Origin of the sequence: Streptomyces seoulensis (genome assembly GCF_022846655.1) — a bacterium.
GTDB lineage: Bacteria > Actinomycetota > Actinomycetes > Streptomycetales > Streptomycetaceae > Streptomyces.
On the sequence record NZ_AP025667.1, the window covers coordinates 5,636,442 to 5,653,260 of the forward strand.

18 protein-coding genes are annotated in these 16,819 nt (G+C 73.1%); 7 read left to right on the plus strand and 11 right to left on the minus strand.

The window, feature by feature from the left end; genetic code table 11:
- Positions 1-122: 122 nt before the first annotated feature.
- Positions 123-869: a hypothetical protein gene (locus HEK131_RS25750; RefSeq protein WP_217463042.1), complete on the minus strand. Its 747-nt coding sequence runs from the start codon at positions 867-869 to the stop codon at positions 123-125.
- Positions 870-1,073: 204 nt separating this feature from the next.
- Here HEK131_RS25750 and HEK131_RS25755 point away from each other — a divergent pair, with 204 nt between their 5' ends.
- The 3 genes from HEK131_RS25755 to HEK131_RS25765 are packed head-to-tail and all read left to right on the plus strand — an operon-like array spanning position 1,074 to position 4,167.
- Positions 1,074-2,378, plus strand: a complete 1,305-nt coding sequence (locus HEK131_RS25755) for a magnesium transporter MgtE N-terminal domain-containing protein (RefSeq protein ID WP_161149806.1) — start codon at positions 1,074-1,076, stop codon at positions 2,376-2,378.
- On the plus strand, positions 2,371-2,991 hold the full coding sequence (locus HEK131_RS25760) for a DUF1003 domain-containing protein (RefSeq protein WP_217463041.1): 621 nt from the start codon (positions 2,371-2,373) through the stop codon (positions 2,989-2,991). The genes HEK131_RS25755 and HEK131_RS25760 overlap by 8 nt, the downstream gene beginning before the upstream one ends.
- A gap of 42 nt (positions 2,992-3,033) precedes the next feature.
- Positions 3,034-4,167 carry an Mrp/NBP35 family ATP-binding protein gene (locus tag HEK131_RS25765; protein ID WP_217463040.1) on the plus strand — a complete coding sequence of 378 codons (1,134 nt, stop codon included), beginning with the start codon at positions 3,034-3,036 and terminating at the stop codon, positions 4,165-4,167.
- A 59-nt stretch (positions 4,168-4,226) separates the two neighbouring features.
- Here the strand turns inward: HEK131_RS25765 and HEK131_RS25770 are convergent, their stop codons facing one another.
- From HEK131_RS25770 to sigE, 5 genes are all read right to left on the minus strand, one after another.
- Complete coding sequence (locus HEK131_RS25770) at positions 4,227-4,898, minus strand: hypothetical protein (RefSeq protein WP_244337169.1); 672 nt, start codon at positions 4,896-4,898, stop codon at positions 4,227-4,229.
- A 273-nt stretch (positions 4,899-5,171) separates the two neighbouring features.
- On the minus strand, positions 5,172-5,624 hold the full coding sequence (locus HEK131_RS25775; protein ID WP_217463039.1) for a sec-independent translocase: 453 nt from the start codon (positions 5,622-5,624) through the stop codon (positions 5,172-5,174).
- Positions 5,625-5,708: 84 nt separating this feature from the next.
- Positions 5,709-7,382 (minus strand): trypsin-like peptidase domain-containing protein, encoded by a 1,674-nt coding sequence (locus HEK131_RS25780; protein ID WP_244337170.1) that lies wholly within the window; start codon positions 7,380-7,382, stop codon positions 5,709-5,711.
- 141 nt (positions 7,383-7,523) lie between these two features.
- On the minus strand, positions 7,524-8,465 hold the full coding sequence (locus tag HEK131_RS25785) for an anti-sigma factor family protein (protein ID WP_244337171.1): 942 nt from the start codon (positions 8,463-8,465) through the stop codon (positions 7,524-7,526).
- Positions 8,462-9,172 carry an RNA polymerase sigma factor SigE gene (gene sigE / locus HEK131_RS25790; RefSeq protein ID WP_161149002.1) on the minus strand — a complete coding sequence of 237 codons (711 nt, stop codon included), beginning with the start codon at positions 9,170-9,172 and terminating at the stop codon, positions 8,462-8,464. The genes HEK131_RS25785 and sigE overlap by 4 nt, the downstream gene beginning before the upstream one ends.
- Positions 9,173-9,402: 230 nt before the next feature.
- On the opposite strand from sigE, the gene HEK131_RS25795 reads away from it, so the two are divergent.
- On the plus strand, positions 9,403-10,116 hold the full coding sequence (locus HEK131_RS25795) for an O-methyltransferase (protein WP_161149001.1): 714 nt from the start codon (positions 9,403-9,405) through the stop codon (positions 10,114-10,116).
- Between the two features lie 100 nt (positions 10,117-10,216).
- Here the strand turns inward: HEK131_RS25795 and HEK131_RS25800 are convergent, their stop codons facing one another.
- Positions 10,217-10,384, minus strand: coding sequence for a DUF3117 domain-containing protein (locus tag HEK131_RS25800; RefSeq protein ID WP_018544333.1), 168 nt, complete (start codon positions 10,382-10,384; stop codon positions 10,217-10,219).
- Between the two features lie 374 nt (positions 10,385-10,758).
- On the opposite strand from HEK131_RS25800, the gene HEK131_RS25805 reads away from it, so the two are divergent.
- Entirely contained in the window at positions 10,759-11,565 is an 807-nt protein-coding gene (locus tag HEK131_RS25805; RefSeq protein ID WP_244337172.1) for an enoyl-CoA hydratase/isomerase family protein, read from the plus strand.
- Positions 11,566-11,618: 53 nt separating this feature from the next.
- Here HEK131_RS25805 and HEK131_RS25810 read toward each other — a convergent pair whose 3' ends face one another.
- Complete coding sequence (locus tag HEK131_RS25810) at positions 11,619-12,215, minus strand: DNA-3-methyladenine glycosylase I (protein ID WP_244337173.1); 597 nt, start codon at positions 12,213-12,215, stop codon at positions 11,619-11,621.
- Positions 12,212-12,559, minus strand: a complete 348-nt coding sequence (locus HEK131_RS25815; protein WP_244337174.1) for a DivIVA domain-containing protein — start codon at positions 12,557-12,559, stop codon at positions 12,212-12,214. The genes HEK131_RS25810 and HEK131_RS25815 overlap by 4 nt, the downstream gene beginning before the upstream one ends.
- Positions 12,560-12,714: 155 nt before the next feature.
- On the opposite strand from HEK131_RS25815, the gene folP reads away from it, so the two are divergent.
- Complete coding sequence (gene folP / locus HEK131_RS25820; RefSeq protein WP_217463033.1) at positions 12,715-13,575, plus strand: dihydropteroate synthase; 861 nt, start codon at positions 12,715-12,717, stop codon at positions 13,573-13,575.
- A 48-nt stretch (positions 13,576-13,623) separates the two neighbouring features.
- Here folP and HEK131_RS25825 read toward each other — a convergent pair whose 3' ends face one another.
- Together HEK131_RS25825 and dapE are read right to left on the minus strand one after the other, a co-directional pair.
- The gene (locus HEK131_RS25825; RefSeq protein WP_217463032.1) at positions 13,624-14,382 is read right to left on the minus strand and encodes a TIGR00730 family Rossman fold protein; all 759 of its coding nucleotides are present in this window, start codon (positions 14,380-14,382) and stop codon (positions 13,624-13,626) included.
- Between the two features lie 106 nt (positions 14,383-14,488).
- Positions 14,489-15,568: a succinyl-diaminopimelate desuccinylase gene (gene dapE / locus HEK131_RS25830; RefSeq protein ID WP_244337175.1), complete on the minus strand. Its 1,080-nt coding sequence runs from the start codon at positions 15,566-15,568 to the stop codon at positions 14,489-14,491.
- Positions 15,569-15,663: 95 nt separating this feature from the next.
- Here dapE and HEK131_RS25835 point away from each other — a divergent pair, with 95 nt between their 5' ends.
- The gene (locus HEK131_RS25835) at positions 15,664-16,671 is read left to right on the plus strand and encodes a heavy metal transporter (RefSeq protein WP_244337176.1); all 1,008 of its coding nucleotides are present in this window, start codon (positions 15,664-15,666) and stop codon (positions 16,669-16,671) included.
- The last annotated feature ends 148 nt before the right edge of the window (positions 16,672-16,819 follow it).

Below are 16,819 nucleotides of genomic sequence, written 5' to 3' on the forward strand. Positions count from 1 at the left end.
GGGGGACCCCCACCGCTCCGCGTCGACTCCCTCCTCCGCCTTGCAGCCGCACGCACCAGACCCCGCTCGGGTCGGCCGGAAGGAGCCGTAGGTCCGAGTCGGCCTGATCCGGAAGAAAGGTCCTAGGCCCCCGGCAACTGGCCGCCGTAGTCGACCGTCTCGGACTTGTCGGGTTCGGCGGCGGAGAAGTCCTTGCCCCACTCCGAGAAGGTGAGCGTCCCGCCGCCGCCGCCGCGCACCAGGCGCAGCGGGTAGGGCTTGCCCTCCAGGGAGACGTCGAGGGTGCCGCCGGGGCCGCCGTCGCCGGTGACGCGGATCGTGCGGGTGCCGGCCTGCTCGTGGTGGCCGACGGTGGCGAGCTTGCCGTGCAGGGTGAGCAGGGCGGGCAGCAGCGCGTCCTTCTCGGTGAAGCCGCTGAACTTCTTGTACGCCGGGTCCTCCTGGGGGACCTTCACGTACTTGCCGTCGAGCTTGCCCGCGGCCGAGGTGTCCCCGCCGTGGTTCCAGAAGGCGGCGTCGGCCTTCAGGTAGAGCTGCTCGCCGACCCGCAGCAGCCGGAAGCTCGAACCCTTGGAGGTCACCGAGCCGCTGCTGCCGCCGGACTTCAGCCGCATGTCCAGCGTGAAGGTGACGCCGCCGGTGACCACGGTCCCGGCCAGGTGCACCGCGGGTGCCGCGTCGGCCGCCGCGAGGCTGCGTGTCTGGATCTTCTGCGCGGGCAGCCGGCCCACCCCGTTGGTCCCGGCGTCCGGGTCCTCCTCGCCGCATCCCGTCAGCATCGTCAGCGCCGACACGGCCAGCACGCACAGCGCGGTCGCCCGCACGGTTCGCGCTGTTCTCCAGGTGCGTGCCTGGGGAATCGCAGTCACAGGTGGGGCTGCCTCTCTGCCGGTTCCGATTGGGCGTACGGCAGCGTACCGGGGGCACGCGCCCCGAGCGGAGCCCGTCCGTCCGGACCGTCCGCCGGGGCGTTTCCTATCGGTACGGGCTAGCCTGAAGCGCACGGACGTGGCCGTATCAGAGCGAATCCGCACCAATCCCGACGCATCCCGAGCACGGCAAAGGAAGCACAGATGGCAGCCGGAGTTCCCCGGATCTTCGTCTCGCACCTCGCCGGGGTCCCCGTCTTCGACCCGGCGGGGGACCAGGTCGGCCGGGTCCGCGACATCGTCGTCATGCTGCGCGTCGGCCGCCGCCCGCCCCGCGTGCTCGGCCTGGTGGTGGAGCTGTCCACCCGGCGCCGGATCTTCCTGCCCATGACCCGGGTGACCGGTATCGACTCCGGCCAGGTCATCTCCACCGGCGTGGTCAACGTCCGCCGCTTCGAGCAGCGGCCCACCGAGCGGCTGGTCTTCGGGGAACTGCTGGACCGGCGGGTGAAGCTGGTGGAGACCGGCGAGGAGGTCACCGTCCTCGACCTGTCCGTGCAGCAACTGCCCGCGCGCCGCGAGTGGGAGGTGGACCGGGTCTACGTCCGCAAGGGCAGGAAGGGCGGCGCCTTCCGGCGGGCCAAGGGCGAGACGCTGACCGTGGAGTGGTCGGCCGTCACCGGGTTCTCCCTGGAGGAGCACGGGCAGGGCGCGGAGAGCCTGCTCGCCACCTTCGAGCAGTTGCGCCCCGCCGACCTCGCCAACGTCCTGCACCACCTCTCCCCCAAGCGGCGCGCGGAGGTGGCCGCCGCCCTCGACGACGACCGGCTCGCCGACGTGCTGGAGGAGCTGCCGGAGGACGACCAGATCGAGATCCTCGGCAAGCTCAAGGAGGAGCGCGCCGCGGACGTCCTGGAGGCCATGGACCCCGACGACGCCGCCGACCTGCTCGGCGAGCTGCCGGAGGAGGACCAGGAGCGCCTGCTGAGCCTGATGGAGCCCGAGGACGCGGCCGACATGCGGCGCCTGATGTCGTACGAGGAGCACACCGCGGGCGGGCTGATGACCACCGAGCCGATCGTGCTGCGCCCGGACGCCACGGTCGCCGACGCGCTCGCCCGGGTCCGCAACCCCGACCTCTCCCCCGCGCTCGCCGCCCAGGTCTACGTCTGCCGGCCCCCGGACGAGACGCCGACCGGCAAGTACCTGGGCACCGTGCACTTCCAGCGGCTGCTGCGCGACCCGCCCTACACCCTGGTCAGCTCGCTGGTGGACGACGACCTGCTGCCGCTCGACCCCGACGCCACGCTGCCCGTCATCGCCGGGTTCTTCGCCACCTACGACATGGTCGCCGCGCCCGTGGTGGACGAGTCCGGGTCGCTGCTGGGCGCGGTGACGGTGGACGACGTGCTGGACCACATGCTGCCCGACGACTGGCGCGAGACGGAGTTCCACCTGGACGAGGTGCCGGACGCGGGCGCCGGGCGGGAAGCGGGCACGCATGGCTGAGCGCGACGGCGGCCGCGAGGGCCGCGACCGTCCCCCGGTGGGCGCCACGGCATCCCGGCCGCGCGGGTTCCGGCTGGACCAGCCGCGCCCGCCCCGCCGCCGGGTGGTGCCCGAGTGGGACCCGGAGGCGTTCGGCCGGCTGTCGGAGAAGATCGCCCGGTTCCTCGGCACGGGACGCTTCATCGTCTGGATGACGGTCGTCATCATCGTCTGGGTGCTGTGGAACATCGCGGCACCGGACGTGGTGCGCTTCGACTCCTACCCGTTCATCTTCCTCACCCTGATGCTGTCCCTCCAGGCGTCCTACGCGGCGCCGCTGATCCTGCTCGCGCAGAACCGGCAGGACGACCGCGACCGGGTCAACCTGGAGCAGGACCGCAAGCAGAACGAGCGGTCCATCGCGGACACCGAGTACCTGACCCGCGAGATCGCCGCGCTGCGCGCGGGACTGGGCGAGGTCGCCACCCGTGACTGGATCAGGTCCGAGCTGCAGGACCTCGTCCGGGAGCTGGAGCTGGAGCGGCGCCAGGAGGGCACGGGCCGGCCCGGTCAGTACGTATTCCCGGCAGAACGCGCGAACCGCCCGCCGGGGCGTGACGCAGACGACCGCTGAGGGGCTACCCGAAGGCCCCCGGCGGCGCCGTACCATCGTCCTATGGCTACGGAAGACGCGGTGCGCGAGGCACTGGCGACGGTGAACGACCCCGAGATCAACCGCCCCATCACCGAACTCGGGATGGTCAAATCGGTGGAGATCGGCGCGGACGGAGCGGTCGCGGTCACGGTCTACCTGACGGTCTCCGGCTGCCCGATGCGCGAGACGATCACCCAGCGCGTGACCGACGCGGTCTCCGGCGTCGAGGGCGTCACCCGCGTCGACGTCACGCTGGACGTGATGAGCGACGAGCAGCGCAAGGAGCTGGCCAACGCGCTGCGCGGCGGGCAGGCCGAGCGCGAGGTCCCCTTCGCCAAGCCCGGCAGCCTCACCCGGGTCTACGCGGTCGCCTCCGGCAAGGGCGGTGTCGGCAAGTCCTCGGTGACGGTGAACCTGGCGGCCGCGCTGGCCGCCGACGGCCTGAAGGTCGGTGTCGTGGACGCCGACATCTACGGGCACAGCGTGCCGCGCATGCTGGGCGCGGACGGCAAGCCCACCCAGGTCGAGAACATGATCATGCCGCCGTCGGCGCACGGCGTGAAGGTCATCTCCATCGGCATGTTCACCCCGGGCAACGCCCCGGTCGTCTGGCGCGGCCCCATGCTGCACCGGGCGCTCCAGCAGTTCCTGGCGGACGTGTACTGGGGCGACCTGGACGTGCTGCTGCTGGACCTGCCGCCGGGCACCGGTGACATCGCCATCTCGGTGGCGCAGTTGGTCCCGAACGCGGAGATCCTGGTGGTCACCACCCCGCAGCAGGCGGCGGCCGAGGTGGCCGAGCGCGCGGGTTCCATCGCGGTGCAGACCCACCAGAAGATCGTCGGCGTGGTCGAGAACATGTCCGGTCTGCCCTGCCCGCACTGCGACGAGATGGTGGACATCTTCGGCACCGGCGGCGGCCAGTTGGTCGCGGACGGCCTGACCCGCACCACGGGTGCGACGGTCCCGGTGCTCGGCAGCATCCCGATCGACGTGCGGCTGCGCGAGGGCGGCGACGAGGGCAAGCCGGTCGTGCTGAGCGACCCCGACTCCCCCGCGGGCTCGGCGCTGCGCGCCATCGCGGGCAAGCTGGGCGGCCGTCAGCGCGGCCTGTCGGGGCTGTCGCTGGGAATCACCCCGCGCAACAAGTTCTGAGCCCGGACACGGGAAGAGGGGGCGCCGGCGGATTCGCCGGCGCCCCCTCTTCCCGTGTCTCAGGCGTAGGCGCCAATGTCCTTCACGACGGCGAAGCCGAGGCCGTAGGCGCTCATGCCCCGGCCGTACGCGCCGACGTGGACGCCCGCCTCGGTGGCACCGGCGAGGACCCAGCCGAACTCCGACTCCCGGTAGTGGAAGGGCGTGGCGACGCCGTCCACCGGCAGGGAGAGCATGGACCACTCCGCGCCGTCGAGGTCGTCGGCCAGCGCCCACGCGGTCTCGGTCTGCTGGTCCAGCCAGTCGTCGCGCAGGGTGTGGTCCATCTGGCCGGGCCAGGTGACGGACAGCAGCCCGACCCCGGCCAGCCAGGCCGCCGAGGAGACCGACGTGGCCTCCAGCAGCCCGGTGCCGTCCGCACTGCGGCGGGACGGGTTCACCGGCACGGTGACGACGACGGCGAACTTCTCCCTCGGCTCGTCCGAGGAGTTCGCGCTGTGCTCGTTGCGCACGGAGGGCTCGTCGCCGTGCCCGATCGAACCGTGCTCCACCGCCCCGTCGGCGGCCGTGCCGACCTGCAGCAGCCAGCGCGGGCCCGTGAACGCCTCGTCGAGGCCGTACCAGGGGAAAGGCGCCCGCAGATAGCCGTCGACCGTCCGGCCCCCGAGGTGGCCGCGCCGGCCGCTCTCACCGGCCGGCGTCTGCGCGCTTACCCGACTTGTGGTCTCCATCTGCCCGGACGCCTCCTCGTTCTCGTCGGACCGGGGCAAGGCCCGCCCCCCTTCGGGCGTACGCGCCCGGTCCGCACAACAACTCGGCAGCATATCCACACCGCTGAGGGCAGCCCGGAAGGCGGCGGGCGCGTGGGGCTCCGGGGACGGCCGATCACGCGATGTTCGGCTGGTACACGCACCGAAACCCGCCTCGAGGGGCGGGTTTCGTGGCGTGTCGTGATCTGTCGGCGCGCTGCGGGGCCGACCGGGTGACGTCTTCCGGTACGGGCGTCAGGTGGCGTCGGCGTCGAAGGGCGGGCGGTCGTCCTGCGACGGCTCGGGCTTCTTGGTCATGTCGACCCGGCCGCCGGACACCGCGGGGGCGGCCGAGGTGGGGCCGGGCAGCGCCGAGGAGGCGGTGTCGTGGCCGTTCACGGAGTCCGTCAGGTCGGCCATCTCCCGCTTGAGGTCGAAGCCGCTGCGGATCTCCTTGAGGCCCAGCTCGTCGTTGTCGAGCTGCTTGCGCAGGAACGCCTTGGGGTTGAGGTCCTCGAACTCGAAGTCCTTGAACTCCGGGCCCAGCTCGCTGCGGATGTCCTGCTTGGCGTTGTCCGAGAACTCCCGGATCTTGCGCAGCGTGCGCGTCACGTCCTGGATGAACTTGGGGAGCTTCTCCGGACCGAAGACGAGCACGGCGAGGACGATGAGCGTGACGAGCTCAAGCGGCCCTATGTCATTGAACACCTGAAAGCTCCTTGCGTGTCCTCGGTCGCTCAACGGTACCCGGCACACCCGCGGGACCGGTACCGCCCCGAGGTGAGACTTGCGTCAGTTCTGTCCGGACGCCGCCCCCAGCTTCAGCGTGACGGTCCGCTCGGCACCGGGGCGGCCCACGGTCAGGCGGAGCCGGTCGCCGGGACGGTGGGCGCGGATCCTGACGATCAGCTCCTCGCCCGAGTGGACGGGGTGGCCGTCGACGCCGGTGATCAGATCGCCCGGCTTCAGCCCGGCCCGGTCGCCGGGGCCGCCCTTGAGCACGGCGGGGCCGCCCGCGCCGCCCCTGGTGTCGATACGGGCGCCGTCACCGGAGTAGTCCATGTCGAGGGTCACGCCGATCACGGGGTGGTTCGCGTGCCCGGTGTTGATCAGTTCCTCGGCGACCCGGCGGGCCTGGTTGACCGGGATGGCGAAGCCGAGGCCGATGGAGCCGGACTGGCCCTCGGCGGAGTCGGCCTCCCGGCCGGCCGAGCGGATGGCGGAGTTGATGCCGATCACGCGGGCGTGGGAGTCGAGGAGGGGGCCGCCGGAGTTGCCGGGGTTTATCGGCGCGTCGGTCTGGAGGGCGTCGACATAGCTGACGTCGCTGCCGTCGCCCCTCTCGCCGCCCGCCGTGATGGGGCGTTCCTTGGCGCTGACGATGCCGGAGGTCACGGTGTTGGCGAGGTCGAAGGGGGCGCCGATGGCCACGACCGGGTCACCGACCCGTACGCCGTCGGAGTCGCCGAGCGGCAGCGGGGTGAGGCCCTGGACGCCCTTGACCCGGACGACGGCCAGGTCGTAGCCGCTGTCCCGGCCGACGACCTCGGCCTCGGCGGTGTCGCCGCTGCTGAAGGTCACGGTGATGTCGCCGCCGGTGGAGGCGGGGGCGACGACGTGGTTGTTGGTGAGGATGTGCCCGCGGCCGTCGAGCACGAAGCCGGTGCCGGTACCCGCCTCGTCGGCGCCCCGCACGTGCAGGGTGACCACGCTGGGCAGGGCGCGGGCGGCTATCCCGGCCACGCTGTCCCGGTCCCGCCCGTCGGGCACGGCACCGGCCTGCGGCAGGCGGACCTCGGTGGTCCCCTCCCGCTCGATCCAGGCCCCGGCGAACCCGCCGATCCCGCCCGCCAGCAGCGAGATGCCCAGGAAAGCGCCGACGAGCCTCCCCCAGGCCCGCCGATCGCGCGGCGTCCGGGTGAGGGCGACGGCGAGGGGGGCGCCGGTGTGCTGGAGCGGAGCGCCCTGCTGGGAGGGGGGCGCGGGGTTCCAGGGGTCGTAGCGGGGGGTGGGGGGCGCTGCGGGGTCCTGCGAGGGTGCCGGGTCCAGGAGGGCGTCCGGGGACCGGGCGGGGGCCGGGACGGTGGGCTCCGGGGCGGCGGGGGCCACGGCTCCGGGGTGGCTCGGCGGGGCGGGGACGGGCGCCTTGACCGACGGCGTGCCGTGGGCCGGGGTCGCCATGGGGTGCTGGACGGGCGGTGCGGGGGCCCAGGGGCCCGGTCCGCCGTAGGGCGGGGTGCTGTAGGGGTCGGGGTCGTGCAGCGGCCTGGGGCGCCCGGTGGCGCCTCGGTCCGCACCCGGTTCGGCTCGACGGTCCTCGGCGCTCTCGTCGCCGGGGGCCGTCCCCTCCGGCACACCGCCCGCCTCGGTCCCGGTCGGGCCGGGAGCAGCCCCCGGCCTGGCCAGTTCGAAGTCGCCGTCGGTCCGGGACGGGGACGGGTCCGCCGTCGGGTTCCCCTCGTTCATGCTCTCCCCAGGGCCGGCCGCGTCCGCGTCGTTCGGCGGGGGTCGCGGCGTGTCGATCCCGTGCCCGGCGTCGGTGGCGCGGCGGGCACGGCCTCACAGGATTCAACCAGGTCCGCCGGTCCCGCCGCAGGGATCGGGCCGTCAGGGTGCCGAGGAGGAAGGGGAGTTCGTCGGCGCGGCGGCCACGGTGGTCCCGGCGGCCTGTGGTGCGAGGGGCCAGGAGTCCAGGGAGAAGGGGGTGGTCTCGCCGAGCGGGCGTATCAGCGGGGAGACGGCGGCCGCGCCGGCCATCACCGGCATGGCCAGGTCCCGCGCGGTGTCCTGCACCCGCGCGTCCACCGGGGCCGCAATGCCCGGCAGCAGGGGCGCGGAGGCGGAGACGGGCGCCGCCGGGGTCCGGTCGGGCGCACCCCCGCCCTGCGCGAGCAGCGGGGCGGCAGAGCGGCGCCGCTGGTTGTCGGGGGCCGCCGTGCCGGTACCGGCACCCGTGCCCGTGCCCGTGCCCGCCGAGCGGGACGGGGCGACGTTGCTCCCGGCGCCGGAACCGCCGCGGGCGTCGGCGCTGAGGTCGCCGGGCAGGGCGGTGGTGACGCCGCCGAGGGCGACGGCGGCGAGGGACACCGCTCCGGCGGCCGCGGCGGCGAACCGCAGCCCGCGCGAGGAGGGCCGGTCGGCGACGGGGTGGATACGGAAGCCGCGCTGCTCGGGGGCGTGCGCGGAGGCGGCCGGTACGTAGCCGAACGCGAACCGCTCACCGTCGCCCACGCCGAAGACGCCCTCGCCGGAGCCGCGGCCGAAGGAGCCGCCGGGGCTCGTGGGGCCGTCGGCGTCGCCGCCGGGGAGGCCCTGGAGGCGGGCGAGGAAGGATTCGGAGGGCGGGGGCGGGGCGGCCTCCGCGAACACGTTCTTCAGCCGGCGCTGCGCGTCGGCCTCCGCCCGGCACCGGCAGCAGGTGGCCAGGTGGGCGAGGACGCGGTCGCGCGAATCATGACCCAGTTCTCCGTCCACGAGGGCGGAGAGGCGGTCTCCCAGGTGCTGTTCCGCGAGGTGGGCCTCCGCGGGGTTCGGTCCGGTTCCACTCACGCGGGTGTGCCCCCTCCTCCCAGCGCGGGCACCCGAGGCATGAACGAACGGCGCTCGGCCTTGCGGGCCTCGGGAGAGCGGTGGGCGAGAGCCTTGCGGAGCTGCGAACGGCCCCGGTGGATACGGGAGCGGACGGTGCCGAGCTTGACGCCGAGGGTCGCGGCGATCTCCTCGTACGACAGGCCCTCGATGTCGCACAGCACCACGGCGGCGCGGAACTCCGGCGCGAGGGTGTCCAGGGCCTGCTGGACGTCGGCGTCGAAATGGGCGTCGTTGAAGACCTGCTGCGGGGAGGGCTCGCGGCTGGGCAGGCGCTCGGCCGCGTCGTCGCCCAGGGCGTCGAAGCGGATGCGCTGCTTGCGGCGGACCATGTCCAGGAACAGGTTGGTGGTGATGCGGTGCAGCCAGCCCTCGAAGGTGCCCGGCGAGTACGTCGACAGCGAGCGGAAGACACGGACGAAGACCTCCTGGGTGAGGTCCTCGGCGTCGTGCTGGTTGCCCGTCAGGCGGTAGGCGAGGCGGTAGACGCGGCCGCTGTGGGTGCTGACGATCTCCTCCCAGGTGGGCGGAGTCCACGCCTGTCCGTCCGCGTCGGTGGCGAAGGTCGCGGTCTGGGCCTCGCCTGCGGCGGAACCGGCGGCGTGGTGGTCAGCAGCGGTGTCGGTCACGGATTTCGGCCTGCCCGACCCGAGGAAGCGCCGCAGCACTCCAGCCCGGTCCTCGGGTGCGGCCGCACCTCCCCTGTCGGCTCTGGTGGTGTCCAGTGGAGCCCCTACCATAGCCACCTCGCCCGTTAGCTCCGGATAAGCGGTTTTACGAAAATTTGACACCCGCTGACCCGGCTCATCCGTCCGCGTCAGCATGTGCGCCGCACCCTGAGTCACCCCTCACCCCCCGTCCCGTACCCGCCGCGCGGTCCGCACGTCGGCTCTCCTCTGTGAACGCTCGGTCCCATCAGCGGGTTCCCGGCGCAACGGATACAGTCACGCCGAGGCAATCACGGGGACAGGAGAGGGTCATTACCGGCAACCGGCAGACGAGCTGGGCGTTCGCCGACGCCTTTGTCGCCGAGGACGAAGCACTGCGCTGGGCCCGCGACCGTGCCCGCGACGCGGGACTGCGCTCGGTGGCCCCCAGCACGGGTGCCGCACTGCGACTGCTCGCCGCCTCCGTGGACGCCAAGGCCGTCGCGGAGATCGGTACCGGCTGCGGGGTGTCCGGAATCCACCTGCTGCACGGAATGCGCCCCGACGGGGTCCTGACCACCGTCGATCCGGAGCCGGAGCACCAGCAGTTCGCCCGGCAGGCGTTCCGCGCCTGCGGCTTCGCCAGCAACCGGGCCCGGTTCATCCCGGGCCCCGCCCTCGACGTCCTGCCCCGCCTCGCCGACTCGGGCTACGACCTGGTCTTCTGCGACGGTGACCGGCTGGAGTACTCGGACTACCTCGCTGAATCGTTGCGCCTGCTGAGACCCGGCGGGCTGGTGGTCTTCGAGGGTGTCTTCGCCAGCGGCCGCACGGTCGACTCCGGCCCGCAGCCCACCGAGGTGGTCCGGCTGCGCGAACTGCTGCGCACGGTGCGCGAGAGCCCGGAGCTGGTGACCTCGCTCCTGCCGGTGGGCGACGGCCTGCTCTGCGCCGTCAAGCGCTGACCCCGCCGCACCCCGAGACCGCCGGAAAGAGCACCGGACACGCGACTGCCCCGGCACCTCGCGGGTACCGGGGCAGTCGGAAGGAAAAGATCGCGGCGCGTCAGACGACGACCTTCTTCAGGGCGTCACCCAGTGCTTCTGCCTCGTCGGGGGTCAGCTCGACGACGAGTCGACCGCCGCCTTCGAGCGGAACGCGCATGACGATGCCCCGCCCCTCCTTGGTCACCTCGAGCGGGCCATCACCCGTCCGCGGCTTCATGGCCGCCATGCTCGTACCCCTTCCTGAAACCAGGCTCATCGTCTGCCGACGACCCCACGGAGGGCACCCGCGGTCCAGGAGGGACGCGCGACACCGGCATCGAACACATTGCTTCCAAGCCATTATCCCGCATCTCAGGACCCGATGACCAACATCGGTCCGCATCGCTTGGGACACGCGCACGAGCAAAACCACTCAATTCGGGGATGTGCCTGCGATACTGCGCCACCCTCGGCACACTCCTCGGCCACCTCCGTAGTGGTTTTGTTAGACGCAGGTCACACGTCCGGTGCGCGTGAAGGGCCAGGATCTCCGCCATGCTGTCCCCGGACAGCGGCGTACCGACCGGTACGTCGTCAGCCGCGAAACGGAGGGGACGCGCCATGGCCGACACCGTGCTCCACGAGGTGAACGACGGGCTCGCCACGATCACGCTGAACCGCCCCGAGGCGATGAACGCGCTGGACATCGCCACCAAGAACGCCCTGCGCGAGGCCGTCGAGGCCGCGGCGGCGGACGACTCGGTACGGGCGATCCTGCTGACCGCTGCGGGCGAGCGGGCGTTCTGCGTGGGCCAGGACCTCAAGGAGCACATCGGGCTGCTCGCCGCCGACCGGCAGGGCGAGGGCGGCGGGAAGACGATGAGCACCGTCAAGGAGCACTACAACCCGATCGCGCGGGCGCTGGCCGGAGCGAAGAAGCCGGTGATCGCCGCGGTCAACGGCGTGGCGGCCGGGGCGGGCTTCGGCTTCGCGCTCCTCGCCGACTACCGGCTGGTGGCGGACACGGCCGCCTTCAACACCTCGTTCGCGGGCGTGGCGCTCAGCGCGGACTCCGGAATCTCCTGGACGCTGCCCCGCGTGGTCGGGCCGGGCCGCGCCGCCGACCTGCTGCTCTTCCCGCGCACCGTCGGCGCCCAGGAGGCGCTGGAGCTGGGCATCGCCAACCGCGTCGTCCCGGCCGCCGAACTGCGCGCCGAGGCGGAGAGGACGGCGCGCGCGCTGGCCGAGGGGCCGACCGTGGCGTACGCGGCGATCAAGGAGGCGGTGGCCTACGGGCTGACGCACTCGCTCGACGAGTCGCTGGAGAAGGAGGACGAACTCCAGACCCGCGCGGGCACCTCCGAGGACCACACCATCGCCGTACAGGCGTTCGTCAACAAGGAGAAGCCCAAGTACCTGGGCCGCTGAACTCCGCGGACGGCCGGGCGTGGCGGACCGGGCCCCGCGCCGGCCGGCCGCCGTCAGACGCGCGCGGCGGCACCCCGGCTGACGCAGGCTTCGAGGTGGTCGTCCACCAGGCCGCACGCCTGCATCAGCGCGTAGGCAGTGGTGGGGCCGACGAACCTGAGGCCCCGCTTCTTCAGCGCCTTGGACAGCGCGGTGGACTCCGGGGTCACGGCGGGCACGTCGGCCAGCACCTTCGGGACCGCGCGTGCGGCCGCGTCGGGGGCGTGGGACCAGATCAGCTCGTCCAGCTCGCCCTCGGACCACCCGGCGAGCACGCGCGCGTTGGCGAGCGTGGCGTCGACCTTGGCGCGGTTGCGGATGATGCCCGGATCGGCGAGGAGACGCTCGCGGTCCTCGTCGGTGAAGGCGGCGACCTTCTCGATCCGGAAGTCGGCGAACGCGGTCCGGAACGTGGGCCGGCGGCGCAGGATCGTGATCCAGGACAGGCCCGACTGGAACGCCTCCAGGCTGAGCCGTTCGAACAGGGCGTCGTCCCCGTGCACCGGGCGGCCCCACTCGTCGTCGTGGTACGAGACGTAGTCCTCGGTGGACAGCGCCCAGGGGCAGCGCAGCGCGCCGTCCGACCCGGCGAGGGCATCCCCGGTGCTCATCGGCCGTCCTCCCCGCCGGGCTCGTCCGGCCGGGGGTGGGCGGCGCGGGCACCGGCCAGCGCGGTCTGGAGGTCCGCGATCCGGGCGTCCCGCTCGCCGAGTTCGGCGGCGAGGCGGCTGAGCGCCTCGTCGACGTCGGCCATGCGGTAGCCGCGCGCGGCGAGGGGGAAGCGCAGGCTCTCCACGTCGGTGCCGTGCAGCGGGCGGTCCGCGGGCAGCGGGTCCTGGAGCCGCTCGGGCGCGGCGTCCTGGAGCGGGGCGCTCTCGCCGCCGCCCACCACGGCGAGTGTCACCGCGCCGACCACGACGGCCAGCGCGAGGACCAGGAACAAGAACATCAGCATCGCCAGGGTTCCCCAAGCTCGATGTGCCGGACGTCAGGTCTTCGCGACCTCGTGCCGGAAGCCGGATGTGTCTGGGTCCGATCGTGCCATGCGAGGCTGACAGTCCGGGCCCTCAGGGCACCGGACGTCCGAGGTACGAGGAGAGGTCACAGGGGATGCTCAGGCTGGGCAAGCGGGAATTCGGGGCGCACGAACCGGTGGTCATGGCGATCGTGAACCGGACCCCTGACTCCTTCTACGACCGGGGCGCGACGTTCGCCGACGAGCCGGCCCTCGCGCGCGTGGAGCGGGCGGTGGCCGAGGGCGCGGCCATCGTGGACATCGGCGGGGTGAAGGCCGGGCCGGGCGAGGAGGTCACCGCCGAGGAGGAGGCCCGGCGCACGGTCGGCTTCGTGGCGGAGGTCCGGCGCCGCTTCCCCGACGTGATCATCAGCGTGGACACCTGGCGGGCCGAGGTCGGCGCGGCGGTGTGCGAGGCGGGCGCGGACCTGCTGAACGACGCGTGGGGCGGCGTGGACCCCGCTCTGGCGGAGGTCGCCGCGCGCTACGGGGTGGGCCTGGTGTGCACGCACGCCGGGGGCGCGGAGCCCCGTACGCGACCGCACCGGGTCGCCTACGACGACGTGATGGCCGACATCCTGGACGTGACCGTGGGGCTGGCCGAGCGTGCGGTGGCGCTGGGGGTGCCGCGCGAGTCGGTGCTGATCGATCCGGGGCACGACTTCAACAAGAACACCCGGCACAGTCTGGAGGCGACCCGGCGGCTGGACGAGATGGTGGCGACGGGCTGGCCGGTGCTGGTGTCGCTGTCCAACAAGGACTTCGTCGGGGAGACGCTGGACCGGCCGGTGAAGGAGCGGCTGATCGGCACGCTGGCCACCACGGCGGTGTCGGCGTGGCTCGGGGCGCAGGTGTACCGGGTGCACGAGGTCGCGGAGACCCGGCAGGTGCTGGACATGGTGGCGTCGATCGCGGGCCACCGGCCCCCGGCGACCGCCCGGCGGGGCCTGGCCTGAGCGGCTTCTCCCCAGGGACGGCACCGCGGGCCGCCCCTGGGGAGGGGTTCAGCGGGCCGCCTCCTTGGAGACCAGGGCGACCGCCTCGTCCACGTCGTCCGTGACGTGGAACAGCATCAGGTCCTTCTCGGACGCCTTCCCCTGGGCGACCAGCGTGCCCCGCAGCCAGTCCATGAGCCCGCCCCAGTACTCGCTGCCGAACAGCACGATCGGGAAGCGGGTCACCTTCTGGGTCTGCACCAGGGTGAGCGCCTCGAACAGCTCGTCCAGGGTGCCGAGCCCGCCGGGCAGGACGACGAAGCCCTGCGCGTACTTCACGAACATCATCTTGCGGACGAAGAAGTACCTGAAGTTCAGGCCGATGTCGACGTACTGGTTCAGCCCCTGCTCGAAGGGCAGCTCGATGCCGAGGCCGATCGAGAGGCCGCCCGCCTCCAGCGCGCCCTTGTTGGCCGCCTCCATGGCGCCGGGACCACCGCCGGTGATCACCGCCCAGCCGGCCTCGACCAGACCGCGCCCGAGCCGCACACCCGCCTCGTACTCGGGCGAGTCGACCGGGGTCCGCGCCGAGCCGAACACGCTGATCGCGGGCGGGATCTCGGCGAGGGTGCCGAAGCCCTCGATGAACTCCGACTGGATGCGCAGCACCCGCCAGGGGTCGGTGTGCACCCAGTCGGTGGGTGCACGCTCGTCCAGCAGCCGCTGGTCGGTGGTGCTGGACTGGACCTGGTCCCGTCGCCGGAGCACCGGGCCGAGACGCTGCTCGTCCGGTGGGCGCTTCTTCCCCTCGGGGTTTCCGGTAGCCATGTGCGCTCCCTCCGCTTGCCGGTAGTTCGTCCTCAGCCTAGATCCGCATCCGTTACGGAGGGGGGACGTGAGCATGTCCGGAACGCGGCGCCGCGTGGTGCGGGCGTCACGCGGTGAGCCAGGCGCGCAGCCGCTCCTCGCCCGCGAGGATCTTCGCCACCTCGACCCGCTCGTCCCGCTTGTGCGCCAAGTGGGGGTTTCCGGGGCCGTAGTTGACGGCCGGGATGCCGAGGGAGGCGAAGCGGGAGACGTCCGTCCAGCCGTACTTGGGCATCGGGGTGCCGCCGACCGCCTCGATGAAGGCCGCGGCGGCGGGGTGGGACAGGCCGGGCAGGGCGGCGCCGCTGTGGTCGTCGATCACGAACTCCTCGACGCCGCAGTCCGCGAACACCTCGCGGACGTGCGCGACCGCCTCCTCCTCGGTGCGGTCGGGGGCGTAGCGGAAGTTGACGGTGACCACGCACTCGTCCGGGATGACGTTGCCGGCCACTCCCCCGCCGATGCGGACCGCGTTCAGCCCCTCGCGGTACTCCAGCCCGTCGATCACCGGCCAGCGGGGCTCGTAGGAGGCGAGGCGGGCGAGGATCGGGGAGGCCGCGTGGATGGCGTTGGAGCCCATCCAGCCGCGCGCGGAGTGGGCCCGCTCGCCCTTGGTCCTCAGCAGCACCCGGAGCGTGCCCTGGCAGCCGCCCTCGACCTCGCCGTCGGAGGGCTCCAGCAGGACCGCGAAGTCGCCCTCCAGCCACTCGGGGCGGGCCTCGGCCAGGTGCTTGAGGCCGTTCAGCTCGGCGGCGACCTCCTCGTTGTCGTAGAAGACGAAGGTGAGGTCGCGGTTGGGCTCGGGCACGGTGGCCGCGATGCGTAGCTGGACCGCGACGCCGGACTTCATGTCGCAGGTGCCGCAGCCCCACAGCACGCCGTCCTCGTCGAGCCGGGAGGGGACGTTCTCCGCGATCGGGACGGTGTCGATGTGTCCGGCGAGGATGACGCGTTCCGCGCGGCCCAGTGCGGTGCGGGCGATCACGTTGTTGCCGAAGCGCTCCACCGCGAGGTGGGGCAAAGCGCGCAGGGCGGTCTCGATCGCGTCCGCGAGGGGCTGCTCCGTGCCGCTCTCCGACGGGATGTCCACGAGCCGGGCGGTGAGTGCGGCGGCGTCCAGCGTGAGGTCAAGGGTGGTGTCGGCCATGCTCGTGACCCTAACGCCCACCGGGCCGGGCCCCGCCGCGTCGCCGGGCGCGGGCCCGGGGCGAGGGCGATCACGCACTCCAGTACCTTGTACGCGTGTCAGAGCCGTCCCCATCTCGCCCCAAGCGTCGCGGCCGTGTGTTCCGGATCTGCGCGGCCCTGCTCGTCCTCGCCGGTGTCGGCGCCTACCTCGTGGTCCAGTACGTGACCGGAGGCGGCGGCGCGCGCGGCTGCACGGTGGTCTCCGTGAAGGGAGACGAGAAGTCGTACGCGTTCACACCCGAGCAGGCCGTGAACGCGGCCACCATCGCAGCCGTCGGCACCGGGCGCGGCATGCCCCAGCGGGCGGTGACCATCGCGCTCGCCACCGCCCTGCAGGAGTCGGGGCTGCGCAACATCACGCACGGGGACCGGGATTCGCTGGGCCTGTTCCAGCAGCGGCCCTCGCAGGGCTGGGGCACCGAGCGGCAGATCATGGACCCGGCGTACTCGGCGGGCATCTTCTACGCGCACCTGGCCCGCGTGCCGGGGTACACCGGCCTCCCGCTCACCGTCGCGGCGCAGAAGGTGCAGCGCAGCGGCTTCCCGGAGGCGTACGCCAAGCACGAGCCGGACGCCACGCTGCTGGCCTCCGCCCTCACCGGCCGCTCGGCGGCCACCCTGACCTGCGACGGCCGCACGTCGCGCGCCACCGAGGCGGCCGGCCCGGACGCGGTACGGGCGGCGCTGGTGCGGGACTTCGGGCGCGACGCGCTCCAGGAGACCGGCGCGGAGGTGGGCGGTACGGCCGTCCCCACGCCCTCCCCCTCGCCCAGCGTGACCGCCACGGCGCGGGGGCGGACGGTGACCGTGCCGGTGCCGCAGGGCACGGTCACGGACGCCCACGGGCGCAGCGAGCGGCAGCGGGGGTGGCAACTGGCCCAGTGGGCGGTGGCCAACTCCTCGGCGCTGCGCATCGCCCGGGTGACCTACGAGGGGCGCGAGTGGACCGCGTCGAACGGCGGCGGGGACTGGCACCCGGTGCGGAGTCCTGCGTCGGGCACGGCGGGGGCGGCCGGGGCGGAGTCGTCGCTGGCGTCCGTCCGGATCGTCACGGGGTCCTGAGAGGGCGCACAGGGTCCTGAGAAGGCGGCGGACGCTTGTGCGGGGACACCCTCGTACGGGTTGCGGGGGTTGTCGGGGGGCGCGTGCGGGGGCACGTGGCGGGGTACGGCCCCGAGCCCTTGCGCATCAAGGGGTGTAAGGATTCTGC